This window comes from Nonomuraea sp. NPDC050153 (genome assembly GCF_044460125.1).
In the GTDB taxonomy this organism is placed as follows: domain Bacteria; phylum Actinomycetota; class Actinomycetes; order Streptosporangiales; family Streptosporangiaceae; genus Nonomuraea.
This window is the reverse complement of the sequence record NZ_JBITJQ010000034.1, coordinates 93,167-118,283: the sequence shown is the minus strand read 5'-3', so window position 1 is coordinate 118,283 and position 25,117 is coordinate 93,167. Positions and strand designations below refer to the sequence as shown.

Below are 25,117 nucleotides of genomic sequence, written 5' to 3'. Positions count from 1 at the left end.
GGGCCCGTTCTTTTGTCAGCGGGTCAGACCTGGCCGGCCTTCTCCAGGGCCGAGCAGCAGGTGTTCACCAGCAGGCGGGTGACCACGTACGGGTCGACGTTGGCGTTCGGGCGACGGTCCTCGATGTAGCCCTTCTTCTCCACCTCGACCTGCCACGGGATGCGCACGGACGCGCCGCGGTCGGACACGCCGTAGCTGTACTTGTTCCACGGGGCGGTCTCGTGGGCGCCGGTCAGGCGGCTCTCGACGCCCGCGCCGTACTGGGTGATGTGCTCCATCGGCTTGTCGCCCTCACCGAGCGCCTCGCAGGCGGTGATGATGGCGTCGTAGCCCTCGCGCATGGACTTGGTCGAGAAGTTGGTGTGCGCGCCGGCGCCGTTCCAGTCGCCGCGGGCGGGCTTGGCGTCCAGGGTGGCCTCCACGCCGAACTCCTCGGCCGTGCGGTAGAGCAGCCAGCGGGCCACCCACAGGTGGTCGGCGACCTCGAGCGGACCCGCCGGGCCCACCTGGAACTCCCACTGGCCGGGCATGACCTCGGCGTTGATGCCGGAGATCGCCAGACCGGCGGCGAGGCAGCGGTCGAGGTGCAGCTCGACGATCTCGCGGCCGAAGATGGCGTCGGCGCCGACACCGCAGTAGTACGGGCCCTGCGGGGCGGGGAAGCCGCCCTCGGGGAAGCCGAGCGGGCGGCTGCCCTTGAAGAAGGTGTACTCCTGCTCGATGCCGAACCAGGACTCCTGGGCGGCGTACTTCTCGGCGATCGGGCGGAGCAGGGCGCGCGTGTTGCTGACGTGCGCGTCGCCGTTGATCTCCTCGACCTCGGACAGGACGAGGACGTTGTCACCGCCGCGAATCGGGTCGGGGCAGACGAACACCGGGCGGAGCACGCGGTCCGACGAGTGGCCCTCGGCCTGGTTGGTGCTGGAGCCGTCGAAGCCCCAGACCGGCGGCTCTGCCCCGTCGGCGAGGATCTTCGTCTTCGAGCGCAGCAGAGCCGTGGGCTCGGTGCCGTCGATCCAGATGTACTCAGCCTTGTAGCTCACGGCGGTCCTTTTCTCGGGGTGTTTCACAGCCACGCCGAGTCTTACGGACGGCCGTTTCCCGGTTTTTGCCCGAATGTGAACGCCGTGTTAATCGGGCCGCCCGCAGGTAAAGGATGCACGGGTGACGGATGGCGTGGCGCCTGGGCACCACGCCATCCGGTCAGGGCCGTCGCGTCAGGTACGGCCGTCCTTCCCGTTCCCGTCGTAGCCGAGCAGCCGCATGGCCGTGTCGGGATCCATCGCCGCCGCCAGGAGCTGGGCGCGGGCGTGGGCCTGGTCACGTTCGCGCTCGGCCCTGGCCTGCGCGGCGCGTACCCCCTTGATCGCGACGAGCGCGAGCCCGGCGCCCACGATCACCGCGACCACCACGACGAACAGCAGGAGCAGCAGCCCCGGCGAGGCCACGGTCGAGGTGGCCGCGTTCGTGCCGACGCCCGCCACCGTGCCCGTCACCGCGAGCGCCGCGATGATGGACAGCGCCACGAGCCCGAGCAGGCTGGCGACGACCAGCCAGATCCGGCCCGCGCTCCGGCGCGCCGGGGGCGGGGCCGCAGCCGCGGCGGGCGTCCCCACCACGATCGGCACGGGCGTGGGAGGCGGAGAGGCCGCCGCCCACGGCACGAACTCGGGCCGGTCGGCCGCCTCCCCGTTCACGTCGTGCACGGCGGGCGGCGGCGCCTGAAGGACCAGAGGCTGCGCCGGCTGGACGGCCTTCACGCCGGCGCCGCTGTAGGCGAGCGGCTGCGGCTCCACCGGCTCCTCCACCGGCCCGGGCAGGTCCCGCTCGATGTGGCTGTGCTCCTTGTGGGCCCTGGCCGCGTCGCGGTGGTAGTCCTCCAGCTCCTGGTAGAGCTCGTCGGAGGCGTAGATCGTGCCGTCCATGAGCGGCCCGGACTCCCTGCGGATGATGGCCACCACGTCGTCGCCGTTGAGCGTCTTGTGCGTCTCCAGCGCGTGCGCCACGCTGAGCACCTCCCTGCGGTGCTCCTGCAGCAGTTCCTCGGTCTTCTCCAGCAGCCGCACCAGGTTGAACTCGATCCGCTCCCCCAGCACGTCGGGGGTCAGGTCGGGCTGGTTCCTGGCGGGCTCCCTTTCGGTGATGCCGATCGAGCCGCCGCCGCCGGGGCCGGCCTTGCGCACGGCCTTGCCGCCCATGATCTCCAGCTCCTGGAGCGCCGGCAGCGAGGTGACGCCGGAGCCCATGCCCCAGTACGACTCCATCATGGCGGTCAGGTACGTGGCCGAGTACAGGTCGCCGGAGACGCCGGAGGAGTTGTCCTCGCCGAAGAACATCCGCTCGCCGGCCAGCGAGGCCAGGGAGACCATGATGTCCGCCTCGTGCTCGGACTTCCACCGGGTGAACTGGTCCTCGGGCTTGATCGAGGCGACCATGCCCAGGTAGTCGGCGCCCTTCTCGATGGTGGCGATGTCGATCTCGAGGTGGAAGCGGGTCACGTACGCCACGACGGCGTGGCAGGCCTCGTGCACGGCCACGGCGTGCCGCTCGCGCTCGATGTACTCGACGTCCTCGGGCGGGCCGAGTTGCTTGAGGCGCTTGGCCCGCAGCACGTCCGACCAGGTGATGATCTCGCGCCCGTCCCTGATGGCGGTGATCAGCGACTCGTTGACCAGGTCCTTGATCGTGGCGCCGGTGGCGTACGGGGTGATCGTGGCCAGCTTGTCGACCTGCTCGGGGGTGAGCTCGTGCCACACCTTGTCGAAATAGCCCTGGTACGTGCGGACCCGGCCGGCCTTGGACGGGTAGCCGACCTTGTAGATGCGGTCGATGCGACCGGGCCGCAGCAGCGCCTCGTCGAGCGCGTCGGGCCGGTTGGTGGCCATCATGACGAGGATGCGGTACTTGGGCGGCGGCTTGGGCCGCATGCCGAGCAGCCTGCGGACGAGCCGGTTGAAGAACCCGCGCGGCTTCTTGAGCCCGGACAGCTCGGTGAGCAGCGCCTGCAGCGTGCCGGGGTCGCCGGAGCCGTTCATGCCGCCGCCCATGAAGAAGCGGTTGCGCCGCTCCGGCTCGTCGGGCGACTCGCGCCTGGCGCGGAAGGCCAGCACCTGGCGGGTCTCCTCGGACAGGTAGTTGAGCCCGTGGCAGCCGTGGACGCCGGACAGGCCGGAGAAGCCGCCCTGCCCGGGCGGACCCTGCTGGGCGAGCCGGCCGCGCTTGCCGAGCGAGTCGGCCTCGTCGAAGAAGACGATCACGCCGCCGTACCGGAGCGCCAGCTTGCGCAGCTTCCTGAACAGCGCCTTGACCTTCAGGATGCCGACGCCCATGAACATGTTCGTGAACGCGCCCGGATCCACGAACACGTACGGCTTGCCGGTCTCACCCGCGACGGCCTCGGCCATGAGGGTCTTGCCGGTGCCCGGCGGCCCCCACAGCAGCAGGCCGCTGGGGACGTACCCGCCGCGCCGCTCGATCTCGTCGGGCCGCTCCAGGAAGACGATGTTCTCCCGGACGCGCTCGACCACGTGGTCCTGCCCCCACACGTCGTGGAAGCGGGTCTTGATGTCGTCGGGGAAGTACGTCTCAACGCCGCCCCTGGACAGGAACCAGAACAGGCCCACGAACTGGATGATGACCACGAAGAACAGGAAGACGATCTGGATCAGGAACGGCATCGCGTTCCAGAGCAGCGCCGGCGCCTGCATCAGCGCGACGAACGGGCTGACGTCCAGCACCGCCCCCAGCACCAGGGCCGTCAGCACGATGAAGAAGGTGACCTTGAGCGCCCGCGACAGGCGGTATCTCGTCCAGTCGTCGAACCGCCGGTGCGTCCAGCGCTCGAAGCCGCCGAACACCCGGTGGCTCCAGAAGCGGTGGTAGCCGGACCAGTGCTCGCTGACGAGGAAATGCAGTTGCCGCACGACCTCCGCGCCGAGCAGCCAGAAGATCCACTGGTACTCGTACGCGATCCGCTGCGCGGCCTCGGGGAACACGACGATGCCCTGGAAGTCGGCCATCACCTTCCACGTGAGGATGAGGTAGGCGACCACCAGGACGATGAGGAATTTGCTCCGGTCCCAGAACTGCATCTTCTTTCTGGTCACGGATTCGGGGTCGGAGGGCCCGCTGCCGGGGGCACGCAGCCCTTCATGGTGATTGGTCGTGGTCAATGGTGCTCCCTCATCCAGGCAGCCGGAGCAGCTTGAACGTACTCTCGATCTTGTCGAACTCGCCGGCGCGTTTCCGGAAGCAGATGGATTGGCAGCCGATGAGCATGACGGAGACCGTGGCGCCCTTCTCGTCGAGGATGGCGGTCTGGTCGAACATCTGGATGTCCTCGCCGATCTGATATTCGAAGCGGACCCGCACTCCCCTGGCGCCGCTGTCCATCGTCAGGACCTCGTCGTTGATGAGCGCGAAATTCTTGAACATCGGCGGCTGCCCCGACGCCAGGGCCTGTTGCTGGTAGAGCTCGCGCATCTGCGAGGTCACCGGCAGCACGAAGTCGCGCAGCCGGTTCAGCGAGATCCCGTCCCGCTGGTCCTCCGTGAGCTGGTGCACCGTGGCGTAGACGAACGGCTCCGTCGAGCCGAGCAGGTGGTTGACCGACGGCTCCGTGGACTGGTCGAAGGCGGTCGACCACACCCGCTGGGCCCGCATGAGGGCCGCCTCCGAGTTCGGATGGTCTCCGGACAGGTACAGCTCGATGGGGTAGGCATTGAGCTGCGTGAACGAGGACGGCACCTTGAAGTAGGTCGTGCCCGCCTTGTCGCGTACGTAATGGAATTCGGGCTGTCCGGCGCACGCGGACAGCATCAGGATCGCGACCGCGACCGCGATCAAACCCCGTGCCTTTTTCACCAGGGCTTACCTCCGCTTTACGGACCAACGGAGTTGTTGTGCCCGCTTTCAGGCCTAATGAGCCCGAAGCGCAGTGAAAAATCTTGACCAAATCTTGGCCGTGCATTGGCTTTACTTGTTACAGATCAATTAAGGCTGCGCGCATGGTCCGTAACGTTCCGTGGCGGTCGCCTCCGGTGGGCGGTTCGCGTGCCTACAACGTTCATGCAACCCCCGTTGGTTCAACTGGGGAAGTAGCTGAAGATATGAGGATCCCTTCCGACCGCCCCGGGAGCGCACAATGTCAGAACCCGCAATGGAGACCGTCGACTCCTTCGGCATGACGGCGGAGCGACAGTTCGCCGACGTCTGGTCGAGGACGGTCCTGTCGGTGCGGGAGCGCCGCCTGCTCCTTCTCGGGCTGCTCGTCGGCCAGGGGCTCCACGAGCAGGCGGACGTCCATCTCGACGCCGCGCTGCACTCGGGCGAGCTCACCGAGACCGAGCTGCGCGAGGTGGTCGTCTTCCTCACGCTCTACGCGGGCTGGGCCCGGGGGAGCAAGCTCAACGACCAGGTCGAGAGGCTGATCGAGCGGGTCAGGCAGGCTCGATCCGGTAGAGAGGACCACGCAGGCTGAGCGCGTACAGCTCGCCGTCGTGCCCCTCGCCGAACGACGAGAGCTGCTCGACCTTCCCCACCTCGGCCGCGTCCGCCGGCTCGTCGGCCCGCGCGGCCTTGATCCAGCCGGCGCAGAAGTCGCCGTACAGGAACCGGCCCCGCAGCCAGGGGATCTTCGCGCCGCGGTAGACGTATCCGGCGATGACGGAGCAGTTTCCGCCCTCGTCCAGGGAGTACGTGATCACCGGGTCGACCATGTCGCGGCCCTTCGCGCCCCGATAGCGGCTCTTGCCCTCGCGGGCGTTCCAGCCGTAGTTCTCGCCGCCCCGCGATCCGGCCGGCTGGTGGTCGACCTCCTCCCAGGCGTTCTGCCCGACGTCGCCGATCCACAGGTCTCCCGTGTCGCGGTCGAAGCCGAACCGCCAGGGGTTGCGCAGCCCGTAAGCCCATATTTCGGGCTTTGCGCCCTGCTCGCCGACGAACGGGTTGTCCTCCGGGACCTGGTACGGCCGGCCGCCGCGCGGGTCGATGCGCAGGATCTTGCCGAGCAGGGTCGTCAGCTTCTGGCCGTTGCCCTGGGGGTCGCCGGCGCTGCCGCCGTCGCCGAGCGCGATGTAGAGGTGGCCGTCGGGGCCGAAGGCCAGTTGGCCGCCGTTGTGGTTGGCGTAGGGCTGGTCCTGGGTGAGCACGTCGCGCCTGGCCGTGGCCTTGGACCCGTCGAAGGCCCATTCGGTGACGTGGGTGTCGCCCCGCGCGTCGGTCCAGTCGAGGTAGACCCAGCGGCCGGAGGGATGGAAGGCGACGCCGAGCAGGCCCTGCTCGTTGCCGCCGCTCACCTCGCGGGACAGGTCGATCACCACGTCGCCGTCGGAGGTGCGTAACCTGCCGGTCTGCTCGGCGACGTAGAGGCGGTCGTCGCCCTCGCGCACGGCGAACGCCACCGGCTTGTCCAGCCTGGCGATCTCCTTGAAGCGCAGCTTCCCGCGCCGCGGGGGCCCGGTCTCGGCGGGCTCCGTCTCGGCGGGATCCGGTGCCGGGGCGGCGCTCTCCGTCGAAGCGCCCTCGGCGGGGTCGCTCTCCGCGGGGGCGAGCGGGACCGGCGCGGGCTCCCGCGCGCACGCGGTGAGGGTCACGAGGACGAGGGCCGTTGAGACCGCCACGAGTCGCACGACGCCCATCCTCGCACGGCATTAAGGTTCAGGCATGCCTACCGCATTGATCACCGGCGCGACCTCCGGCATCGGCGCCGCCTTCGCCCGGCGCCTGGCCGCCGACGGCTTCTCGCTCGTCCTGGTGTCCCGCGCCGAGCAACGGCTCTCCGAGAGCGCTGACCAGCTCAAGCTCAGGTACGGCGTGAGCGTCGAGGTGCTGCCCGCCGACCTCGGCACCGAGGAGGGGCTGGCCAGGGTGGAGTCCAGGCTGGCCGGCGGGGTCGACCTGCTGGTCAACAACGCCGGGTTCGGCCACCAGGGCAGATTCCCCGAGGTGCCGGTCGAGGACGAGGTGCGCATGCTCAAGGTGCACTGCGAGGCCGTGCTGAGGCTGACGCTGGCCGCGCTGCCCGGCATGCGGGAGCGCGACCGGGGCGCGATCGTCAACGTGGCCTCGGTGGCGGCGTTCTTCCCGCGGGGCACGTACAGCGCGTCCAAGGCATGGGTGGTGAACTTCAGCGAGTCCGCCGCGCACGACGTGGGCAACCCGCGCATCAAGATCATGGCACTCTGCCCCGGTTTCGTGCGGACCGAGTTCCACCAGCGGGCCGCGATGGACGTCTCGGGGATCCCCGGGTTCCTGTGGCTGAAGGCCGACGACGTGGTGCGGGAGGCCATGCGCGACCTGGCGCTGGGCAAGCGGGTGTCCGTGCCCGACCTGCGTTACAAGGCCATCGTCGCGGTCGGCAAGCTGGTGCCGCGCGGCCTGCAGGCCCGCGTGTCGGCGAGCATCGGCCGCTGAGCCCGTACCGACGCAGGCCGTACCGACGCAGGCCGTACCGAAGCGCAATGGAACGGGCCCCCGCCGCGGGAGGGGGTCGCGGTGGGGGCCCGAGCGGTCGTGAGCGGGGCTCACGGCCGGGAATCAGGAGTCGGCTAGCGGTTGGCCTCGTGGCCGATCGACAGGCCGCTCTCGGGGTCGAAGAAGTGCAGGTTGTGCGTGTCGACGACCAGGTCGATGTTCTGGCCGGGGCGGGCGTGGCTGCGGGCGTTGACGCGGGCGGTCCACAGGGACTTGTCGCCCGACAGCGGCAGCGCGGCCTCCTCGTCGTCACCCGCGTCGGCGGCGGCGACGGTGTCCTTGTGCTCGACGGGCGGGGCGTCGATCAGGAACAGCACGTTGATCTCGGAGCCCAGCTCCTCGGTGACCTCCGCCTTGACCGCCAGCGTGGCCCAGCCGTTGGCGTGGTTGCCGGCCGAGGCCGCGTCCTCGAAGTCGGACGGGCGGATGCCGAGGATGATCTTCTTGCCCACGTACTGGTCGAGGCCCGGCTTCTCGGTGAAGGTCGAGTCGGGGATCGACAGCTTGATGTCGGCGAAGGTCACCGCGGCGCCGCCGTCGCGGACGAGCTCGGCGGTGACGAAGTTCATCGAGGGCGAGCCCATGAACCCGGCCACGAACAGGTTGACCGGCTTGTCGAACAGGTTCTGCGGGGTGTCGACCTGCTGGAGCAGGCCGTCGCGCAGCACGCAGACGCGGTCGCCGAGGGTCATGGCCTCGACCTGGTCGTGGGTGACGTACACGGTGGTGACGCCGAGGCGCTCGTGCATCTGGTTGAGCGAGGCGCGCATGGAGACGCGGAGCTTGGCGTCCAGGTTGGACAGCGGCTCGTCCATGAGGAAGGCCTGCGGCTCACGCACGATGGCGCGGCCCATGGCGACACGCTGGCGCTGACCACCGGAGAGGGCGGCCGGCTTGCGCTTGAGGTACGTCTCGAGGCCGAGCATCTTGGCGGCGTCGTTGACCCGCTTCTGGATCTCCGGCTTGGGCATCTTGCGGAGCTTGAGGCCGAAGGCGAGGTTCTCCTCGACCGTCATGTGGGGGTAGAGCGCGTAGTTCTGGAAGACCATCGCGATGTCGCGGTCCTTGGGCGGCAGGTGGTTGACCACCTTGTCGCCGATGGAGATCTCGCCGCCGCTGATGTCCTCGAGGCCCGCGATCATCCGGAGGGCGGTCGACTTACCGCAACCGGATGGGCCTACCAGCACCATGAACTCGCCGTCCTTGATCTCAAGGTTGAGCCCGTTCACGGCCTTCACGCCACCGGCGTAGACCTTGTCGACGTTCGTCAGAATGATGGATGCCATGACATTCCTTCGCGCTCCAGGGCGGGTGGCCCGGACGTTGTTACCGTGACCCACTCACGTGGATACGTTTTCAAGCATCTCACCCGAAACGGACATCGGTGTCAAGGGTTGCCGTGTGACCAGCCATTGTTGGTACGCAAGTCTTCCCGTTTTCCGGAAGCCATGATGGAATCGTTTCCATGGAGAAGCGGGCGACGATCAAGGATGTGGCCGAGGCGGCCGGCGTGGGCGTCGCGACCGTGTCCAGGGTGCTGTCCGGCGGGTCGGCCAGCCCGGCGACCCGGGAGCGCGTCCTGGCCGTCGCCGCCCAGCTCGACTACCGCCCCAGCGCCCTGGGCCGCAACCTGCGCCAACGCCGCACGGGCGGCATGGGCCTGCTCGTCCCCGACCTGACCGACACCTTCTACGGCCAGCTTTCCGAGGGCGTGCTCGCCTGCGCCCGCTCGGCCGGCGAGCCCGTCGTGATCGGCTCCACGGGCGGCGACCCCGAGCAGGAGGCCGACCTCATCGGCATGCTCCTGGAGCAGAGCGTGGACCGCGTGATCGCCGTGCCGTCGGGAGACGCGGACACCTGGTCCCCGGCGCTCCGCGCGGGCATGACGGTGGTCTTCGCCGACCGCCTGCCGGTCCACTCCTCCCCCGAGGACGTGCGGGCGGCGGCCGTCGCCGACCTCATGGCCCTGGACGGCCTGTCCGCCGCCGCCCCGGCCCGCCCGCTGGACGTCCCCGCCGTGGTGGCCGACGACCGGGCCGGCATCCGCACGGCCGTGCGCTACCTGCGCGGCCTGGGCCACAAGCGCATCGCCTTCCTCGGCGGCCCCGGCCAGGACAGCCGGGTCAACGCCTTCAGGGAGGCCGTGGGGGCGCCCGTGGACGAGGAACTGGTCGTGTTCGGCACCGGCAGCCGCGACTCCGCCTACGCCGCCGCCTCCGGCCTCTTCCAGAGCCGTCCCGACCTGTCGGCGGTGGTCGCCGGGGGCAACGTGCTGGGCGAGGCGGCGGTGCTGGCGGCCAGGGAGCTGGACCTGCGGGTGCCCAGGGACGTCTCCCTGGTGATGTACGACGACGTGCCCTGGGCCGAGCTGTGCTCCCCGCCCCTGACGGTGATCGCCCAGCCGGGCCGGGACATGGGCTACCGGGCGGCGGAGCTGGTGCTCCGGGCCGGCGGCAGGAAGCCGCGCAGCGTGGTCCTGCCGACCGAGCTCATCATCCGCGGCAGCTGCGGCCCCCGCCGCTAGACGGCTCCCCCGCCGTCAGGCGACACCGGCACCGACACCGGCTCCGGCTCCGGTGTAGCGGCGGGGCAGGATCATGATCGGGTTGTCGTCGAGGATCACGTCCGGCGGGCCGAACCGCGCCGCGACCTCCCTGATCTCCGGCTCGTCGAGCATCAGCAGGCGCCCGTTCTCGACGAACAGCTCCCCGTCCACCAGCACGGTGGGCCGGTCGACCTGGCAGTCGCAGTGCGCGAAACCCGGGCCCGTCGTGACCGGCAGCCCGTCGGTCAGGCCGTCGATGCCGCAGTAGAAGGCCCCGGCGTGCTTCTCCCGCTCGAACTGGCTCCCCCCGGCCACCCGCACCTTCGGGTTCAGCCCGAGCAGGCCGTGGCGCATGTAGAAGCCGCCGGGCGCGTAGCGCCGCAGCTGCTCGGCCGCGGCCCCGCCCTCGATCTTGCGGACGAGGTTGCCCTCCAGCGTGATGCGCAGGGACTCCTCGGGCACGCCGGTCACCGTGCTGTCCTCGATCATGATGACGCCCTCGGTGTCGGTGGGCCAGAAGTTGGCGCCCCCGTACGGGAAGGGCCGCCAGTCGCCGGGCCGCATCGCGCCGGGGTCCGGGTCGAACGTCAGCCCCGAGAACGTCACGTCCGTCCCCCGCGCGGAGGTGACCCTGATCGACCGGGCGCCCGACACCTGCCGCAGCGTCCGGCGCAGCAGCGCGTAGAAGACCTCGGCGGGCAGCCGCCCCCCGGTGAGCAGCGCCCCCGCGGTGGCCGTCATGTGCAGGGACAGGAAGCGGGAGGAGCGCGACTTGATCTGGTCGAAGAACAGCGGCGCGGTGTGCACCTCGCCCCACCAGGTGCCGCTGATCACCAGGTCGGCCTCGCGGAAGGCGGCCGTCTCGATGTGCAGCGACGCCTCCCGGTCCCACCCCCCGGGGCTGAACGGCGGCACGGACAGGATGCGAACGTCGGCGCCCCGGTAGGCCGCGGCCGCCGCGATGGCCTGGACGACGACGGGGTCGACGGTGTGCTCCATGAGCAGCAGCACGCGCTCGCCCGCCTCCAGCCCGGCGTACTCCAGCAGGTTCCGGACGCCGGGCATCAGCTCCACGATCGAGTACGGTCCCACGGCCGGCTCGGTGGCATAGCTGAACGGCGAGCCGGCGTACGGATTGTTCGTCATCGCATGCTCCCTGCGGGACGTCAGGCCAATGCCTGGACCAGTACCCATCACTGAGAGAAATCACACGATTACGGAACCCAGCGGCGGAACCCTCCCTCGACGTTGATCACCTGCCCGGTGATCCAGGCGGCCTCGTCCGAGGCCAGCCAGCGCACCACCCGGGCCACCTCCTCCGGCCGCCCCCAGCGCCCGGCCGGGAGCGAGCGGCCGACCCGCCGGGTGAGCTCGGGGTCGGCCCAGCCCGTGTCGACCGGGCCCGGATTGACGGTGTTGACGGTGATGCCCCGGTCCGCGAGCGCGTCGGCCAGGCTGAGCGTCATCTGCTGGATCGCGCCCTTGCTGATCGCGTACGGCAGCTCGCCCGGCATCGGCGCCAGATGCTGGCCCGAGGTGAACATGATCACCCTGCCGCCGGGCCGCCGGTCGTCGTGCTGGGCCGCGAACGCCTGCGTCAGCAGCACGCCGGCCCGCGCGTTCACCGCCCACGACAGGTCGAGCTCGGCGGCCGTCACCTCCTCCAGCGACTGCCGGTTGCTGCGGGCGTGGTTGGCCACGAGCACGTCCACGTGCCCGAACCTGTCGAGCGCCTGCTCCATCACCCACGCCGGCGCCGCCGGGTCCGCGAAATCGGCCTCCACGTGGTGCAGCCGGTCGCCGACGCCGCCCAGCGACTCCAGCACGCCGTCCATGCCCGCGGGGTCGCTGCCCCACGGCTGCTCGGCGTCGTGCGGGGTCCACGACTGCGCGAACACCTTCGCGCCCGTCGCCAGCAGCTCCCGCGCGATGGCGTAGCCGATCCCGATCCGCCTGCTCACCCCGGTCACCACGGCGACCCTCGTCCCGGACGTCATCCGATCATCCTCGCCGACGGCACGCCGGGCGTCGAAAGGTTTTCCGGCCCGGCGGCGCGGCTCCGGGCCGCGCCGCCGGAGCCCTCAGAGGAGCTTCTCGATGGCCGCGGTGACCGCCGGGTCGTCGGGGGTGGTGCGGGGGCGGAAGCGGGCCACGGCGTTGCCCTCCCGGTCCACCAGGAACTTCTCGAAGTTCCACTGCACGTCGCCCGCCTCGCCCTGCTCGTCGAGGGTCCGCGACAGCTCCTCGTAGAGCGGGTGCCGGCCGGGGCCGTTGACGTCGGCCTTCTCCAGGAGCGGGAAGTCCACCCCGTACGTCGCCGAGCAGAACTCCTGGATCTCCTCGGCCGTGCCCGGCTCCTGGCCGGCGAACTGGTTGCAGGGCATGCCGACCACGGTGAAGCCGCGCGGGCCGTACTGCTCCTGGAGCTTGACCAGGGCGCCGTACTGCGGGGTGAGGCCGCATCGGGAGGCCACGTTGACGACCAGGACGGCCTTGCCGGCCGCCAGCTCCCCCAGGGTGGTGGGGGCGTCGTCGAGAGTGCGGAGCTGGATGTCAGTGAGGCTCATGAGTCGCACCCTACGCCTGCGGAACGTGATTCGGTTTCTCGCCCTCCTGGGACCGGAGGCCGTGCTTACCCGCGGGCCGCGCTCGGCGCTTACCCGCGGGCCGCGCTCGGCCAAACCCCATAGTTGGTCGCGGTTTGCGGCAAGGGCCGTTCAGGCGGACGGCGGGGCGGGCAAGGGCGGGCCTGCGAGAGGGGCTTTTCTCCGCAACGCTCGCGCAAACACCTCTCCACCGCGTGTCGAGATGTGTGACCCACGGTGACCGAACGTAATAGGAATCGTGCTAGAGGACACGTCGCGGCGCCCTTCGGGCCGCCCAGCGGGATCGGGCGGTGCCAGATTCCCGGAGGGCCGCGCGGACCCTCCGCGTCCGATCCATGGACGCGGATCGGCAGGGGCGCCGGATACGGTGCGCCCCGTCCGCACGCGACCCGACAGCAAGGATCGACTTGGACAGCAAACGCGCGCTCAGCGGCACACTCGTCACCGCCGCGGCGTTCACCACGTTCACCGCGCCCGGAACGCCCGCGGCCCGGGCCGAAAGCCGCCCGCCCGTGGTGCGGATCGGGACCTGGACGACGAAGGCACAGCCCAAGGTCGCGGTGGCCACGCCGAACAGGAACAAGAGAATCGCGCTGGACCAGGTGGTCCAGCGATCGTGGAACCTGCAGGAGTTCCGCTGCCTGGACAACCTATGGACCAGGGAGAGCAACTGGAACCATCACGCGACCAACCGCTCGTCCGGCGCGTACGGCATCCCGCAGGCACTGCCCGCGGGCAAGATGCGCGGCGCCGGACGCGACTGGAAGTCCAACCCGGAGACGCAGATCCGGTGGGGACTGTCCTACATCAAGGGGAGGTACGGCAGGCCGTGCGGCGCCTGGGGACACTGGAGATCGCACAACTGGTACTAGCCGGAGACAGGAGAGGGCACCCGCGGCTCACCGGGTGCCCTCCCTGCGCGCCACGTGCACCTCGATCGCCTGGATGAGCAGCTCCAGCCCGAACTCGAACTCCGCGTCGTGATCGCACTGGTCCAGCAGCGGCGCCAGTGAGTGGACCTCGGGGAACAGCGCGGGATCGACGCTCTCGGCCTTGACCAGCCGGTCGTGGACGGGCGCGAACGTGGGCGTCACCCCCACCTCCCGCAGCAGCGAGCCCACGATGTACGCGATGAACATCCGCAGCATCCTGACCGCCTCCGCCCCGTCGAACCCGGCGCCGCGCAGCGTCGCGAGCGCCCGCTCGACCGGCAGCAGCCCCGCCGTGGAGTGGAGCTGGCGGCTGACGACCACCATGGTCGAGCGCGGGTGGTCGTGGGCGATCTGGCGGAACGCCCGCGCCTGCATGCGCACCCGGTCGGTCCAGTGCGCGCCGGGGTCGTCGGTGAACTCGATCCCGCTCAGCACCGCCTCGGCCACCCCGTTGAGCAGGGCTTCCTTGTTGGGCACGTGGTTGTAGAGGGACATCACGCCGACGCCGAGCTCGGCCGCGATGCGCCGCATGGAGACCGCGTCGGCCCCCTCGCGCTCGATGAGGTCGATGGCCGTGGCGACGATGCGGCCTCGCGAGAGGGGCTCCGTGGGCATACCTCATTCTATTGACGTACGTACGGTGTACGTGCCAGTCTCAGGATGCGGACGTACGTACGGTGTACGTAACCCCCTTGGGAGGTTCCATGTCGACGCACGATCTCTACACCATCCCCGCCGAGCTCTCCACGTGGAACGTCGAGATGGCCGGCGCGAGCCGATTCACCTGGGAGTACGACGACGGCCGGGATCGCATGCTGGCCCTGTACCAGAAGGGCAAGGACAAGCAGTGGGACTCGGCCAAGCGCATCGACTGGGACCTTGACGTCGATCCGTACGACGTCCTGGGCGTCCCCGACCAGACCATCGCGATCCACGGCACCCCGCTCTGGGAGCGGATGAGCGAGCAGACCCGCAACGAGGTGCGGCGGCACGGCGCGGCATGGCAGTTCTCCCAGTTCCTGCACGGCGAGCAGGGCGCGATGATCTGCTCGGCCAAGATCGTGGAGTCGGTCCCCGACCTCGACTCGAAGTTCTACGCGGCCACCCAGACGATGGACGAGGCGCGCCACGCCGAGACGTACGCGCGCTTCCTCCAGGAGAAGGTGGGCCTGGCGTACCCGATCAACGAGCACCTCAAGGCCCTGCTCGACAGCACGTTGAGCGACTCCCGCTGGGACATGCCCTACCTCGGCATGCAGGTGCTCATCGAGGGGTTAGCGCTGGCGGCGTTCGGGGTGATGCGCGACATCACGACCAAGCCCCTGCCCAGGCAGATCCTGGCGTACGTGATGCAGGACGAGGCCAGGCACGTGGCCTTCGGCCGGATGGCGCTGCGTGACTACTACCGGAGCCTGTCGGAGACCGAGCTGCGCGAGCGCGAGGACTTCGTCATCGAGGGCTGCTACCTCATGCGCGACCGGCTGCGCGGCCGGGAGACCTGGGAGAACCTGGGCCTGTCGAAGGCCGAGGTCGACGAGGCCATGGAGGCCACGGACCACTCCGAGTACCTGAGGCTGTTCAGGTCGCTACTGTTCAGCCGGATCGTGCCGTGCGTCAAGGACATCGGGCTGTGGAGCCCGCGGCTGCAGGAGGCGTACGCGGAGATGGGCGTGCTGGAGATGGCGGGCCAGTCGCTGGACGCCCTGATGCGCCAGGACGAGGACATCGCCGACAAGCTGGACGCGGATCGGTTCGCCCAGGAGGAGGCCGAGCGGCACGCCGAGGTGGCCGAGACCATCGAGCTCGGCGAGTCGTCCTAGAGCTTCTTCGCGCCGGGCGCGGAGTGCGGGAGGCCCTGCGGCAGGCTCAGGATCATCCGGCACCCGGGACCGTCCCCGATCTCCAGCGTCCCGCCGTGGGCCTTGGCGATGTCACGGGCGATCGGCAGCCCCAGCCCCGTGCCACCGGTGTCCCGCGACCGGGTGTGATCGAGGCGGGTGAACCGCTCGAACACCCGCTCCCGCATCTCCGCGGGGACCCCCGGCCCGTCGTCCAGCACCTCCACCACGGCCTGATCCGCCCATCCGCGCACGGAGACCCAGATCCGGGAGTCCCCGTACCGGTCGGCGTTGGACAGCAGGTTCGTCAGCAGCCGGGCGAGCCGGAGCCGGTTGCCGCGGACGAAGATCCCCCGTTCCACGTCGGTCGTGAGCGGCAGCCGGCACGGCCGCCGCGCGATCTCCTCCTCGACCAGCCGCCCCAGCTCGATCCGCTCGTGCTCGGGCTGCACCCCCGCGTCCAGCCGGGCCATCAGGAGCAGGTCGTGGACGATGTCCGACAGCCGCTGGGCGTCCTTGATCGCCGCCCGCCACTCGCTCTCCTCCAGGTCCGCGAGCCCGGCCTCCAGCCGCACCATGAGCCCGGTGATCGGCGTGCGCAGCTCGTGGGAGGCGTCGGAGACGAAGCGCCGGTGCCGGTCCACGGCGTCCTCCAGCCGCTCCAGGGTCGCGTTGACGGTGGCGGCCAGCTCGGCGACCTCGTCCTCGGTGTCGGGGACGTCGACGCGCCGGCCCAGGTCGTGGGCGCTGATGCGTTCCAGCCCCGTCCGGATCCGCTCCACGGGGGCGAGCACCCGGCCGACCCCGTACCAGGCGCCCCATCCCATCAGCGCCACCAGCGCCGCCCCGAAGGCCGACAGCACCAGGGGCAGGAACGGCGACCTCAGCAGGAACGGCTCGCGCATGGCCGCGTAGGCGACGACGGAGCCGTACGCGCTGGTGGGGTTGCTCGTCCCCACCACGATCATGCACCCGCCGGGACGGCACACGCGGGTCTGGACCTGCGAGCCGCCTCCGGTGGGCCGGGCCCGGGTGAGGGGCGGCCGGCCGGCGAGCCCGGTGTTGGCGGCCAGCACCTGGCCGGAGGAGTCCACGACCTGGAAGATGAAGACGCCGTTCCGCGACGGGATGGGGCCGCTCAACCGACGCTCACCGATGGCGAGGGCCAGGTGCCGGCTGGCGTCGGCGGCCTGCTCGGCGAGGTCCTCCCGCGCCCGTACGGGGTAGGTCAGCGAGATCGTCAGCACCCCCAGGAGGACGACGGCCCCGAAGACCACCACCGCCGCCGTCGTCATCCGGGCCCTGATGGAGCGGCCGAACAACATGGCCACACTCTGTCACGGACCGTACAAACCCCAGGCAAAACGGCATATGTGCTCAGCCGTGGAAGCGCCGGTGCAGTTCGTGGACCTCCTCGGCCAGCTCCGGCACCGGGCCCTCGACCACCACGCCGGGCGCGACCTCGTTGATCGGCAGCGTGCGTACGGGCGGCTGCGGGACGCCGAGCTCCGACAGCCACGCGGCGAGCTGCTCCGACGAGGCCACGTACACGACGCGGCCCAGCCCGACCCAGGCGTGGGCGGCGGCGCACATCGGGCAGTGCTCGCCGGAGGTGTAGACGGTGGCGGCCGCCCGCTCCCCGGGCGTCAGGTGCGCCGCCGACCAGCGCGCCAGGGCGAACTCCGGGTGCTGGGTGTTGTCGCCGGAGGCCACCCGGTTGTGGTCCTCGGCCAGCACTGCCCCATCGGCGGAGACCAGCACCGAGCCGAACGGCTCGTCGCCCACCTCAAGCGCCCTGGCGGCCAGCTCGACGCACCGGCGCAGGTGCGGCATCTCCGATTCGACGATCATGAATCCCCCATCGTGGACGGCCGCGGAGCAGGGCGAAGAACATACACCAACAGATCACAACAAAAGTAACAGTCCGCCGAATGTGCAAGATCTTTCACTGTTTCCGCACGTCACGTACAAGAACCGCACTCTTGAGGCTACTGAAAATCGGTTGAACCCTCGTATTAGCCTAGAAGGGATGCCTCCCGATACGCACATACCTCAACGTCCCCTGCTCTCCTCCAACTCCCTGTGGCGGATGAAGTCCTACCTCCGCCCCTACGTCGTCAGATTGGTGTTCATCTGGCTGGCGGCGATCGTCGGCATCGCGGCCGGCATCGCGCTCCCGCTCATCAGTGAGAAGGTCATCGACGGTCCCGTGGCCCACGGGGACTCCGGCGCGCTGCTCCCCCTCGGGCTGCTCGCGATCGGCGTCGGCGTCGTCGAGGCCCTGCTGATCCTCCTGCGGCGGTGGGCCCAGGTGAAACCGGTGCTCGGCCTGGAGACCGCGATCCGCGACGACCTCTACGAGCACCTGCAGCGGCTGCCCATGGGCTTCCACGGCGACTGGCAGTCCGGCCAGCTGTTATCCCGGGCCACGACCGACCTGTCGACCATCCGCCGCTTCCTCGGCTTCGGCATGCTCTTCCTGGTCATGAACATTCTGCAGCTGATCACGGTGACCGTGCTGCTGCTGAACAAGTACTGGCCGCTCGGGCTGCTGGTGCTCGCCTCGGCCGTGCCGATCGTGTGGCTGTCGCTGCGGTTCGAGAAGCGCTACATCAAGACCTCCCGCCAGGTGCAGGACGAGCAGGGCGACCTCGCCACGCTCGTCGAGGAGTCCGCGCTCGGCATCCGTACGATCAAGGCCTTCGGCCGCCGCCACTACGTCTTCGACCGCTACGACGAGGGCGCGCTCAAGGTCTACGGCACCTCCATGGACAAGGCCAGGCTGCTGGCCAAGTTCTTCGCCTTCCTCGAGATCATCCCCAACATCACGCTGGCCCTGGTGCTGCTGCTGGGCGCGCTGGCCGTCGGCACGGGCTCGCTGACGCTGGGCGCGCTGGTCGCGTTCACCACGCTGATGCTCCAGCTCGTCTGGCCGATCGCGAGCCTGGGCTACATCCTGGCCATGGCCCAGGAGGCCATGACCTCCGCCGACCGCCTCATGGAGGTCATGGACACCGTCCCCGCCATCGAGGGCGGCACGGAGTCCATCGACCGGCCCCGCGGGCACCTGCGCTTCGAGGGCGTCGGGTTCCGCTTCCACGACTCCGAGGAGCCGGTGCTGCACGACGTCTGGCTGGACGTGCGCCCCGGCGAGACGGTGGCCGTCGTCGGCGCGACGGGCTCCGGCAAGACCACGCTGACCGCCCTGGTGCCGCGGCTGATCGACCCCACCGAGGGCCGCGTCACGATCGACGGGCACGACGTGCGCGACCTGGAGCTGACCAGCCTCCGCTCGGTGGTGGCCACGGCGTTCGAGGAGCCGACGCTGTTCTCGATGAGCGTGCGGGAGAACCTCACGCTCGGCCGGCTCGACGCCACAGAAGAGGAACTGGCCGAGGCCATCCAGACCGCGCAGGCCATGTTCGTCTACGACCTGCCATGGGGCCTCGACACCCGCATCGGCGAGCAGGGCCTGTCCCTGTCCGGCGGCCAGCGGCAGCGCCTGGCCCTGGCGCGGGCCGTGCTGAGCAGGCCGCGGGTCCTCGTGCTCGACGACACGCTCTCCGCGCTCGACGTGGAGACCGAGGCGCTCGTCGAGGAGGCGCTGCGGCACGTGCTGCGCGACGCGACCGGCATCGTGGTCGCCCACCGCGCCTCCACCGTGCTGCTGGCCGACAAGGTGGCGCTGCTGCGCGGCGGCACGATCACGCACGTCGGGCTGCACCACGAGTTGCTGGCCGAGGTGCCCGAATATCGCGAGCTGCTGGCCCAGGACGCCGACTTCGACGACGCCGCGGAAGGAGCGCTGCGATGACCACGACCACCACGGCGTCCTGGCGGGGCGTGTCCTCCGAAGACCAGGACGAGCTGCCGGAGAAGGTGTCCGTCCTGCTCCGGGAGCGCTCCCGGCGGCTGCTCGGCACCCTGCTCAGGCCGTACCGGAAGCAGATCGGGCTGCTGGTCGCGATCATCGTCGTCTCCAACGCGGCCGGGCTCTCGATCCCCTTCCTGGTCTCCGTCGGGATCGACGAGGGCATCCCGCCGATCACGAGCGGGGCCGGCCCCACCGTCCTGCTGACCGTGGTCGGGGTGATCCTGGCCGCGGCGATCACGCAGGCGCTCACGCGGCGGGCGTTCCTGACCCTGTCGGGCCGGATCGGCCAGGGCACCCTGCTCGAACTGCGCAGGAGGGTGTTCGACCACTTCCAGCGCCTGTCGCTGAGCTTCCACGAGCAGTACACCTCCGGGCGGGTCATCTCGCGGCTGACCTCGGACATCGAGGCCATCGCCGAGCTGCTCCAGTCGGGGTTCGACGCGCTGGTCAAGGCCGTGCTGACCATGGCGGGCACGGCCGTGCTGCTGCTGGTGCTGGACCTGCACCTGGGCCTGCTGGCGCTCGTCCCGCTGCCGTTCCTGCTGCTGTTCACCCGGTGGTTCCGGCAGCAGTCGGCGATCGTCTACCGGCGTACGCGGGAGACGGTGGCCCTGGTGATCGTGCACTTCGTGGAGTCGATGACCGGCATCCGCGCGGTGCAGGCCTTCCGCAGGGAGCCGCGCAACCAGGAGATCTTCGAGCAGCTCAACGACGACTACCGGGGTGCGAACGCGCGCAGCATGCAGCTCGGCGCGACGTTCATGACCGGCATCAAGCTGATCGGCAACCTGACGATCGGCGGCGTGCTGCTGTACGGCGGCTGGCTGGCGGTGCAGGGCGAGGTCAAGGTCGGCGTGCTGGCCGCCTTCCTGCTCTACCTGCGTCAGTTCTACGAGCCGATGCAGGAGGTCAGCCAGTTCTACAACACCCTGCAGTCGGCCGGTGCGGCGCTGGAGAAGCTGTCGGGCGTGCTGGAGGAGGAGCCCTCCGTGCCCGAGCCGCGCGAGCCGGCCAGGCTGCCGGACGGCAGGGCGCGCGGCAAGGTGCGCTTCGAGGGCGTCCGGTTCGCCTACGTCGAGGAGATGCCGATCCTGCCCCGGCTCGACCTGACGATCCCGGCCGGGCAGAGCGTGGCGCTGGTCGGGGCGACGGGCGCGGGCAAGACGACGCTGGCCAAGCTGATCTCCCGCTTCTACGACCCCACCGAGGGCCGCGTGCTGCTCGACGGCGTCGACCTGCGCACGCTGGACGAGCCGGCGCTGCGCCAGGCCGTGGTCATGGTGACGCAGGAGAACTTCCTGTTCAGCGGCACGGTCGCCGACAACATCCGGTTCGGCCGGCCCGACGCCACCGACCGGGAGGTGCGTGAGGCGGCCAAGGCCATCGGGGCGCACGAGTTCGTGTCGAGCCTGCCCGACGGCTACGACACCGAGGTCGGCAAGCGCGGCGGCCGGATGTCCGCCGGACAGCGCCAGCTCGTCGCGTTCGCCAGGGCGTTCCTCGCCGACCCCGCCGTGCTGATCCTCGACGAGGCCACCTCCAGCCTCGACGTGCCGAGCGAGCGGCTGGTGCAGCGCGCGCTGCGGACGATCCTGGCCGACCGGACGGCGCTGATCATCGCGCACCGGCTCTCGACGGTGGAGATCGCCGACCGGGTGCTGGTGATGGACCGGGGCGAGATCGTCGAGGACGGCCCGCCGGACCGGCTCATCGCGGCCTCGGGCCGGTACGCCGGGCTGCACCAGGCGTGGCTGGAGAGCCTCAGCTAGCCGCCTAGTGGTGTGCCGCTGCGACGGCGTTGACGTACAGCTCGTACCCGACGAACAGCGCCAGCGGCACCCCTAGCGCGATCAGCAACCTGCCGGGCAGGTGCGTCCGCGGCGCGGACACCCTGCCCGGCTCCGCCGCCACGGCGGCGAGGACCGGCTCGGGCTCCGGGTCGGGGGCGGGCACGAGTTCGGGATGCCGGGCTAAGTAGCCCTTCGGGAAAGAGGTCACGTGGTACGCGCCGCAGTGCGGGCAGCAGGCGCCCGACCAGGGCGGCGGCACGGTCACTCCCGCGCTGAGCCAGATGTCGACCTCGTTGCCGTGCACGTCGGTGAGGCGTCGGACGACGTAATCCTCTTCCCAGACGTATAAGCAGCGAAGGCACTCGAAAGGCCACGTCTCGCGGGTGTCGAACCCGTCGGTCACTCGGACCACCCCCCGGCTTCTGATCGCCGTTCGATCCTGAGTGTCCGCTCGACTCCGCGCGCCCGCAAGACCGCCTTTATGACACTTGGCGCTACGAAATGCTCACCAAGTGTCAGGTTAGTCGTTCGTAAAGTGACTTCCGGACCGGGCTGAGCAGCGGAGTCGCGTCTGGCGCGGGGGGCTCCGCCGGTGGGATCAGCTCCGGATGCCGGGACAGGTAACCGTCCGGGAACGTCGTGGCCTGCTGGCTCCCGCACCTCGGGCACATGACGCCCCCCGGGGACGGCGGCAGCACGGGGAGCCCGGCGCGCAGCCAGATCTCCCGCTCGTTTCCGTGACGGTCATCGATGCGCCTGACGAGGTATTCCTCTTCCCAAACATGCCAGCAACCCCGGCACTCGAAAGGCACGATCCTGTGTTCTTCCTCCAATGAGGTCACCCCCTCACTCCGAGTGTGTGCCCCCTTCTCCGGATCTGGCAACCGCGCTTACCGGATTGCGAAAACAAAGGTGACGGCGCCGGCCACCACGCACAGGGTGCCGAGCCAGGCGACCAGCACGTCGAGCCCCGGATCCAGGGGCCTGCCGCCGTGCAGGGCCGCCTGCACGCGGCGGAACCGTACCCCTGTCCTGATCAGCAGCACGGCGCCGCAGAGCGCGGCCAGCGCGAACGCCACCATCGCGGGCACGGGCAGGCCGTGCCTGAGGGACAACCCGGCCGCGCCGAGCCCGCCGGTGGCCAGCGCCACGGCCGTGCGCACCCAGGCCAGCCGGGTGCGCTCGCTCTGCAGCCCCTGGTCCCAGATCTCCTTCTCCGGTGCCACCTGTCCCGGCCTCAGGCTCAGGCGGCCAGGATGATCAGGATGAGGGCGATCACCGCCACGGCCGCCACGCCGTAGCCGAAGACCGCCGCGAGCGCGGGCGGCGGCAGCGGCGCCTGCTGACGCAGGGCGCGCTGGATGTTGCGCCAGCGCGGATACGCCATGCCCGCCGCGAGCGCCGAGAGCGTCACCAGCACGACGGCCAGCGCGGTACGGATCCAGGAGACGAACACGTGCTCCGGCACCGCCGCCATCGCCACCCCACCCGCACTGAGCGCCAGCGCCGTGCTCAGCCAGGTGAGGAAGGTTCGTTCATTGGCCAAGGTGAAACGCGGGTCGGGTTCCATAGAAGAAACGGTAATTCGTCCCCATTTCCCCTAGAGAAGCCGGGATTCAGCCAGTACAGGCCTTGGCCACCTTCTCGGCATAGGCCGCGCTCTCGGTGAGGACCTTCTGGGTCGCGTCCACGGCGTCGTTGACGTCGTTGACGTTGATGCCGCCCAGGGTCTTGGCCAGGTCGTCGGAGGCTTCCTTGATCGTGGTGTTGGCGGCCTTGTCGGCCACGTCGTTGAGCTTGGTCGCGGCGTCGTCGAGGGCCTTGTCCATGGCCTTGGGATCGTCGGCGAGCGTCTTGAGCTGCGCGCCGAGGTCGGCGACGATCTTCGGGGCTTCAAGGCACGCTTGGGCCTTGTCGATGGTGCTGTTGACCTCACCGCATCCGGCGGCGAAGACACAGACGGCGAAGGCGGCCAGAGGCACGAGTCGGCTCTTGAGGAGTCGCATACATCGACCCTACCCAACGTATTCCAAAGGATTCCTTGACATCGTCGGCGACCGCCGCCCAGGATTCCAAGCATGTCTTTGGAATCTTCGGGGCGGCAGTCGCTCGGCGAGGGGCCGCTACCCGGCGACCGGCGACGGCTCAGCGACCCGGCCGCGATGCGGGCGTTCGCGCATCCGGTGCGGCTGGCGCTGCACGAGCTGCTGCTGAGGGCGGGCGCGACGACCGCCGCCGACGCCGCGCGGGAGGTGGGCATCAGCCAGGCGCTGGCCTCCTATCACCTGCGGCAGCTGGCCAAGTACGGCTTCGTGGAGCAGGCGGAGGCGCGCGACGAGCGCGAGCGGCCCTGGAAGGCGACCGAGACCGTCCAGGAGTGGGACGACGACGCCGCCGAGCCCGAGCACGCGGCCGCCCGGAGCCTGCTGGAGCAGGTGATCGCCGAGCGCGCGCTGACGCGCCTGGCCGAGTGGCAGCAAAGCCGCGGGGACGAGCCGGAGGCGTGGCGGGGGGTGGGCGGCGTGGACAACAGGTACCTCTACGTCACGCCGGAGGAGCTGGCGGCGCTGGGCGCGGCCATGACGGAGCTGCTCGAACCCCTGATGTCCCGCGTCGACGCCCCCGCCTCCCGCCCCGCCGCCGCCCGCCCCGTGCTGATGACACAACTGATCGTCCCCCTGCCACCCACAGGTTCCGGTGACTGACGGGGGCGGCGCGCCGTTAGTCGGCGGCCGAGAGGGGCTTCGGGCGCTGCTGGGCCGCAACCGGGACTATCGCCGCCTGCTCCTCGCCGGGCTGATCTCGCAGACCGGCGACTGGGTGATCAGCACCGGGCTGGCCTTCCACGTCTACCGCCTCACCGGCTCCACGCTGTCCACCGCGATCATGCTGCTGGTCGCGCGGCTGCCCGACGTCGTGCTCGGGTCCGTGGCCGGGGTGCTGGCCGACCGCTGGGACCGCCGCCGGGTGCTGGTCGTCACCGACCTGCTGCTCGCGCTCGGCCTGCTGCCCCTGCTCGCCGTACGCGGGCCGGACCAGGTGTGGATCGTGTACGCCGTCGCCCTGTGGACCGGCGTCCTGAGCACGATGCTCGCTCCCGCGCAGAAGGCCCTCGTGCCGCAGATCGTGGCGGAGTCGCAGCTCGTGCGCGCCAACGCCCTGCACGGCCAGACCGGCCAGGTCGCCCGCCTGCTGGGCGCGATGCTGGGCGGGCTCGCCGTCAGCGCCGGGGGTCTGGCCGCGATCGTCCTGATCGACGTGGCCAGCTTCCTGGTCTCCGCGGGGTTGCAGGCCACGCTCCGGCCGCCCGGACGCCCGGCCCGGGCCACCACCATGGGCGGGCAGTGGGCCGCCGGTCTCCGCCTGGCCTCCCGGGACGCGGGCGTCCGCCTGCTGGTGGCGTACATGATGATCACAGGGCTGGGCGAGGGGATCTTCGCCACGCTCGCCGCGCCCTTCGTGAGCGACGTTCTCGGCGGCGAGGGCGACGCCTACGGGCTGTTCCTGTCGGTGCAGGCGGTCGGCGGGATCCTCGGCGGGCTGGTCGTGGCGCTCCACCCGGGCCGCGCGGCCCCGAAGGTGCTGCTCGGCGGGGCGACGGTCGTCTTCGGGCTCGCGGACCTGGCCCTGTTCACCTACCCGCTGGCAGTACCCGCACTGTGGCCCGGATTGTGGCCCGCGCTGTGGCCATCGCTGTGGCCGGCGCTCGTGCTGATCGGGCTGGCCGGGGTGCCCGCGGCGGCGGCGATGGCGGGGTTCACGACGCTGGCCCAGAACCTCGCCGGTGATGACCGCCGGGGATCCGTGTTCGGCATCCTGGGCAGCGCCCAGGCGGCCACCGCGCTGGCGGGCATGGGCCTGGCGGGGGTGCTCGGCGAGGCGGCCGGGGTCGTGCCGGCGTTGTGCCTGCACGCGGCCGGGCTGATCGTCGCCGGAATCCTGGCTCTGAGCAGCACCCATGTGTGAACCGATATCGATCCCTTCGCGATATCGCTATTAGACATGCGGTGATCGCTTCTGCTTGGCTCCTTGCCCACTGACGGACGACCGCAAGGACGA

24 protein-coding genes are annotated in these 25,117 nt (G+C 70.3%); 9 read left to right on the top strand and 15 right to left on the bottom strand.

Annotation, left to right across the window (positions count from 1 at the left end):
* Window positions 1–23 precede the first annotated feature (23 nt).
* From glnII to ACIBQ1_RS49650, 3 genes are all read right to left on the bottom strand, one after another.
* The gene (gene glnII / locus ACIBQ1_RS49660) at window positions 24–1,043 is read right to left on the bottom strand and encodes a glutamine synthetase (RefSeq protein WP_397288867.1); all 1,020 of its coding nucleotides are present in this window, start codon (window positions 1,041–1,043) and stop codon (window positions 24–26) included.
* Window positions 1,044–1,217: 174 nt separating this feature from the next.
* The gene (locus ACIBQ1_RS49655) at window positions 1,218–4,172 is read right to left on the bottom strand and encodes an AAA family ATPase (protein ID WP_397288865.1); all 2,955 of its coding nucleotides are present in this window, start codon (window positions 4,170–4,172) and stop codon (window positions 1,218–1,220) included.
* 10 nt (window positions 4,173–4,182) lie between these two features.
* Window positions 4,183–4,863 carry a hypothetical protein gene (locus tag ACIBQ1_RS49650; RefSeq protein ID WP_397288863.1) on the bottom strand — a complete coding sequence of 227 codons (681 nt, stop codon included), beginning with the start codon at window positions 4,861–4,863 and terminating at the stop codon, window positions 4,183–4,185.
* 280 nt (window positions 4,864–5,143) lie between these two features.
* Here ACIBQ1_RS49650 and ACIBQ1_RS49645 point away from each other — a divergent pair, with 280 nt between their 5' ends.
* Window positions 5,144–5,479, top strand: coding sequence for a carboxymuconolactone decarboxylase family protein (locus tag ACIBQ1_RS49645; RefSeq protein WP_397288861.1), 336 nt, complete (start codon window positions 5,144–5,146; stop codon window positions 5,477–5,479).
* Here ACIBQ1_RS49645 and ACIBQ1_RS49640 read toward each other — a convergent pair.
* Window positions 5,439–6,638, bottom strand: coding sequence for a PQQ-dependent sugar dehydrogenase (locus ACIBQ1_RS49640; RefSeq protein ID WP_397288859.1), 1,200 nt, complete (start codon window positions 6,636–6,638; stop codon window positions 5,439–5,441). The genes ACIBQ1_RS49645 and ACIBQ1_RS49640 overlap by 41 nt on opposite strands.
* 25 nt (window positions 6,639–6,663) lie before the next feature.
* Here ACIBQ1_RS49640 and ACIBQ1_RS49635 point away from each other — a divergent pair, with 25 nt between their 5' ends.
* On the top strand, window positions 6,664–7,413 hold the full coding sequence (locus ACIBQ1_RS49635; protein WP_397288857.1) for an SDR family NAD(P)-dependent oxidoreductase: 750 nt from the start codon (window positions 6,664–6,666) through the stop codon (window positions 7,411–7,413).
* A gap of 134 nt (window positions 7,414–7,547) precedes the next feature.
* Here ACIBQ1_RS49635 and ACIBQ1_RS49630 read toward each other — a convergent pair whose 3' ends face one another.
* Window positions 7,548–8,759, bottom strand: coding sequence for an ABC transporter ATP-binding protein (locus tag ACIBQ1_RS49630; protein ID WP_397288855.1), 1,212 nt, complete (start codon window positions 8,757–8,759; stop codon window positions 7,548–7,550).
* Between the two features lie 179 nt (window positions 8,760–8,938).
* Between ACIBQ1_RS49630 and ACIBQ1_RS49625 the strand changes: the two genes are divergently transcribed.
* Window positions 8,939–9,997, top strand: coding sequence for a LacI family DNA-binding transcriptional regulator (locus ACIBQ1_RS49625; protein WP_397288853.1), 1,059 nt, complete (start codon window positions 8,939–8,941; stop codon window positions 9,995–9,997).
* Between the two features lie 15 nt (window positions 9,998–10,012).
* Here the strand turns inward: ACIBQ1_RS49625 and ACIBQ1_RS49620 are convergent, their stop codons facing one another.
* The 3 genes from ACIBQ1_RS49620 to ACIBQ1_RS49610 all read right to left on the bottom strand — a co-directional run bounded on the left by ACIBQ1_RS49620 (window position 10,013) and on the right by ACIBQ1_RS49610 (window position 12,585).
* Complete coding sequence (locus ACIBQ1_RS49620; protein WP_397288851.1) at window positions 10,013–11,164, bottom strand: hypothetical protein; 1,152 nt, start codon at window positions 11,162–11,164, stop codon at window positions 10,013–10,015.
* Window positions 11,165–11,232: 68 nt separating this feature from the next.
* Entirely contained in the window at window positions 11,233–12,015 is a 783-nt protein-coding gene (locus ACIBQ1_RS49615; RefSeq protein ID WP_397288849.1) for an SDR family oxidoreductase, read from the bottom strand.
* An 84-nt stretch (window positions 12,016–12,099) separates the two neighbouring features.
* On the bottom strand, window positions 12,100–12,585 hold the full coding sequence (locus ACIBQ1_RS49610; protein ID WP_397288847.1) for a glutathione peroxidase: 486 nt from the start codon (window positions 12,583–12,585) through the stop codon (window positions 12,100–12,102).
* A gap of 446 nt (window positions 12,586–13,031) precedes the next feature.
* Between ACIBQ1_RS49610 and ACIBQ1_RS49605 the strand changes: the two genes are divergently transcribed.
* Window positions 13,032–13,496, top strand: coding sequence for a transglycosylase SLT domain-containing protein (locus ACIBQ1_RS49605; protein ID WP_397288845.1), 465 nt, complete (start codon window positions 13,032–13,034; stop codon window positions 13,494–13,496).
* A 27-nt stretch (window positions 13,497–13,523) separates the two neighbouring features.
* On the opposite strand, the gene ACIBQ1_RS49600 is transcribed toward ACIBQ1_RS49605, so the two are convergent.
* The gene (locus tag ACIBQ1_RS49600; RefSeq protein ID WP_397288843.1) at window positions 13,524–14,171 is read right to left on the bottom strand and encodes a TetR/AcrR family transcriptional regulator; all 648 of its coding nucleotides are present in this window, start codon (window positions 14,169–14,171) and stop codon (window positions 13,524–13,526) included.
* Between the two features lie 89 nt (window positions 14,172–14,260).
* Between ACIBQ1_RS49600 and ACIBQ1_RS49595 the strand changes: the two genes are divergently transcribed.
* Window positions 14,261–15,376 carry a ferritin-like domain-containing protein gene (locus tag ACIBQ1_RS49595; RefSeq protein ID WP_397288841.1) on the top strand — a complete coding sequence of 372 codons (1,116 nt, stop codon included), beginning with the start codon at window positions 14,261–14,263 and terminating at the stop codon, window positions 15,374–15,376.
* Here ACIBQ1_RS49595 and ACIBQ1_RS49590 read toward each other — a convergent pair.
* Both ACIBQ1_RS49590 and ACIBQ1_RS49585 read right to left on the bottom strand, forming a co-directional pair.
* Window positions 15,373–16,719, bottom strand: a complete 1,347-nt coding sequence (locus ACIBQ1_RS49590; protein WP_397288839.1) for a sensor histidine kinase — start codon at window positions 16,717–16,719, stop codon at window positions 15,373–15,375. The two genes, ACIBQ1_RS49595 and ACIBQ1_RS49590, sit on opposite strands and share 4 nt — an antisense overlap.
* A gap of 52 nt (window positions 16,720–16,771) precedes the next feature.
* Window positions 16,772–17,245 (bottom strand): nucleoside deaminase, encoded by a 474-nt coding sequence (locus ACIBQ1_RS49585; protein WP_397288837.1) that lies wholly within the window; start codon window positions 17,243–17,245, stop codon window positions 16,772–16,774.
* 178 nt (window positions 17,246–17,423) lie between these two features.
* Between ACIBQ1_RS49585 and ACIBQ1_RS49580 the strand changes: the two genes are divergently transcribed.
* Complete coding sequence (locus ACIBQ1_RS49580; protein WP_397288835.1) at window positions 17,424–19,208, top strand: ABC transporter ATP-binding protein; 1,785 nt, start codon at window positions 17,424–17,426, stop codon at window positions 19,206–19,208.
* Window positions 19,205–21,037 carry an ABC transporter ATP-binding protein gene (locus tag ACIBQ1_RS49575; protein WP_397288833.1) on the top strand — a complete coding sequence of 611 codons (1,833 nt, stop codon included), beginning with the start codon at window positions 19,205–19,207 and terminating at the stop codon, window positions 21,035–21,037. The genes ACIBQ1_RS49580 and ACIBQ1_RS49575 overlap by 4 nt, the downstream gene beginning before the upstream one ends.
* A gap of 4 nt (window positions 21,038–21,041) precedes the next feature.
* Here the strand turns inward: ACIBQ1_RS49575 and ACIBQ1_RS49570 are convergent, their stop codons facing one another.
* The 4 genes from ACIBQ1_RS49570 to ACIBQ1_RS49555 form a co-directional block, all read right to left on the bottom strand.
* A complete protein-coding gene (locus ACIBQ1_RS49570) occupies window positions 21,042–21,461 on the bottom strand; it encodes a hypothetical protein (RefSeq protein WP_397288830.1) in 420 nt (139 codons plus the stop codon).
* A gap of 487 nt (window positions 21,462–21,948) precedes the next feature.
* Complete coding sequence (locus ACIBQ1_RS49565; protein ID WP_397288828.1) at window positions 21,949–22,284, bottom strand: DUF202 domain-containing protein; 336 nt, start codon at window positions 22,282–22,284, stop codon at window positions 21,949–21,951.
* 17 nt (window positions 22,285–22,301) lie between these two features.
* Window positions 22,302–22,628 (bottom strand): DUF202 domain-containing protein, encoded by a 327-nt coding sequence (locus tag ACIBQ1_RS49560; protein ID WP_355367239.1) that lies wholly within the window; start codon window positions 22,626–22,628, stop codon window positions 22,302–22,304.
* Between the two features lie 46 nt (window positions 22,629–22,674).
* Window positions 22,675–23,064: a hypothetical protein gene (locus ACIBQ1_RS49555; RefSeq protein WP_397288826.1), complete on the bottom strand. Its 390-nt coding sequence runs from the start codon at window positions 23,062–23,064 to the stop codon at window positions 22,675–22,677.
* Between the two features lie 72 nt (window positions 23,065–23,136).
* Between ACIBQ1_RS49555 and ACIBQ1_RS49550 the strand changes: the two genes are divergently transcribed.
* Both ACIBQ1_RS49550 and ACIBQ1_RS49545 read left to right on the top strand, forming a co-directional pair.
* Window positions 23,137–23,763 carry a winged helix-turn-helix domain-containing protein gene (locus ACIBQ1_RS49550; protein ID WP_397288824.1) on the top strand — a complete coding sequence of 209 codons (627 nt, stop codon included), beginning with the start codon at window positions 23,137–23,139 and terminating at the stop codon, window positions 23,761–23,763.
* Window positions 23,756–25,024, top strand: coding sequence for an MFS transporter (locus tag ACIBQ1_RS49545; protein ID WP_397288822.1), 1,269 nt, complete (start codon window positions 23,756–23,758; stop codon window positions 25,022–25,024). The genes ACIBQ1_RS49550 and ACIBQ1_RS49545 overlap by 8 nt, the downstream gene beginning before the upstream one ends.
* Window positions 25,025–25,117: the final 93 nt, after the last annotated feature.

What these genes read in the sequence shown, in the direction of transcription:
- ACIBQ1_RS49645 (WP_397288861.1), top strand. Translation starts at nt 5,144, where the DNA reads ATGTCAGAACCCGCAATGGAGACCGTCGACTCCTTCGGCATGACGGCG.
- ACIBQ1_RS49640 (WP_397288859.1), bottom strand. Translation starts at nt 6,638, where the DNA reads ATGGGCGTCGTGCGACTCGTGGCGGTCTCAACGGCCCTCGTCCTCGTG.
- ACIBQ1_RS49635 (WP_397288857.1), top strand. Translation starts at nt 6,664, where the DNA reads ATGCCTACCGCATTGATCACCGGCGCGACCTCCGGCATCGGCGCCGCC.
- ACIBQ1_RS49630 (WP_397288855.1), bottom strand. Translation starts at nt 8,759, where the DNA reads ATGGCATCCATCATTCTGACGAACGTCGACAAGGTCTACGCCGGTGGC.
- ACIBQ1_RS49625 (WP_397288853.1), top strand. Translation starts at nt 8,939, where the DNA reads ATGGAGAAGCGGGCGACGATCAAGGATGTGGCCGAGGCGGCCGGCGTG.
- ACIBQ1_RS49620 (WP_397288851.1), bottom strand. Translation starts at nt 11,164, where the DNA reads ATGACGAACAATCCGTACGCCGGCTCGCCGTTCAGCTATGCCACCGAG.
- ACIBQ1_RS49615 (WP_397288849.1), bottom strand. Translation starts at nt 12,015, where the DNA reads ATGACGTCCGGGACGAGGGTCGCCGTGGTGACCGGGGTGAGCAGGCGG.
- ACIBQ1_RS49610 (WP_397288847.1), bottom strand. Translation starts at nt 12,585, where the DNA reads ATGAGCCTCACTGACATCCAGCTCCGCACTCTCGACGACGCCCCCACC.
- ACIBQ1_RS49600 (WP_397288843.1), bottom strand. Translation starts at nt 14,171, where the DNA reads ATGCCCACGGAGCCCCTCTCGCGAGGCCGCATCGTCGCCACGGCCATC.
- ACIBQ1_RS49595 (WP_397288841.1), top strand. Translation starts at nt 14,261, where the DNA reads ATGTCGACGCACGATCTCTACACCATCCCCGCCGAGCTCTCCACGTGG.
- ACIBQ1_RS49590 (WP_397288839.1), bottom strand. Translation starts at nt 16,719, where the DNA reads ATGTTGTTCGGCCGCTCCATCAGGGCCCGGATGACGACGGCGGCGGTG.
- ACIBQ1_RS49585 (WP_397288837.1), bottom strand. Translation starts at nt 17,245, where the DNA reads ATGATCGTCGAATCGGAGATGCCGCACCTGCGCCGGTGCGTCGAGCTG.
- ACIBQ1_RS49580 (WP_397288835.1), top strand. Translation starts at nt 17,424, where the DNA reads ATGCCTCCCGATACGCACATACCTCAACGTCCCCTGCTCTCCTCCAAC.
- ACIBQ1_RS49575 (WP_397288833.1), top strand. Translation starts at nt 19,205, where the DNA reads ATGACCACGACCACCACGGCGTCCTGGCGGGGCGTGTCCTCCGAAGAC.
- ACIBQ1_RS49560 (WP_355367239.1), bottom strand. Translation starts at nt 22,628, where the DNA reads ATGGAACCCGACCCGCGTTTCACCTTGGCCAATGAACGAACCTTCCTC.
- ACIBQ1_RS49555 (WP_397288826.1), bottom strand. Translation starts at nt 23,064, where the DNA reads ATGCGACTCCTCAAGAGCCGACTCGTGCCTCTGGCCGCCTTCGCCGTC.
- ACIBQ1_RS49550 (WP_397288824.1), top strand. Translation starts at nt 23,137, where the DNA reads ATGTCTTTGGAATCTTCGGGGCGGCAGTCGCTCGGCGAGGGGCCGCTA.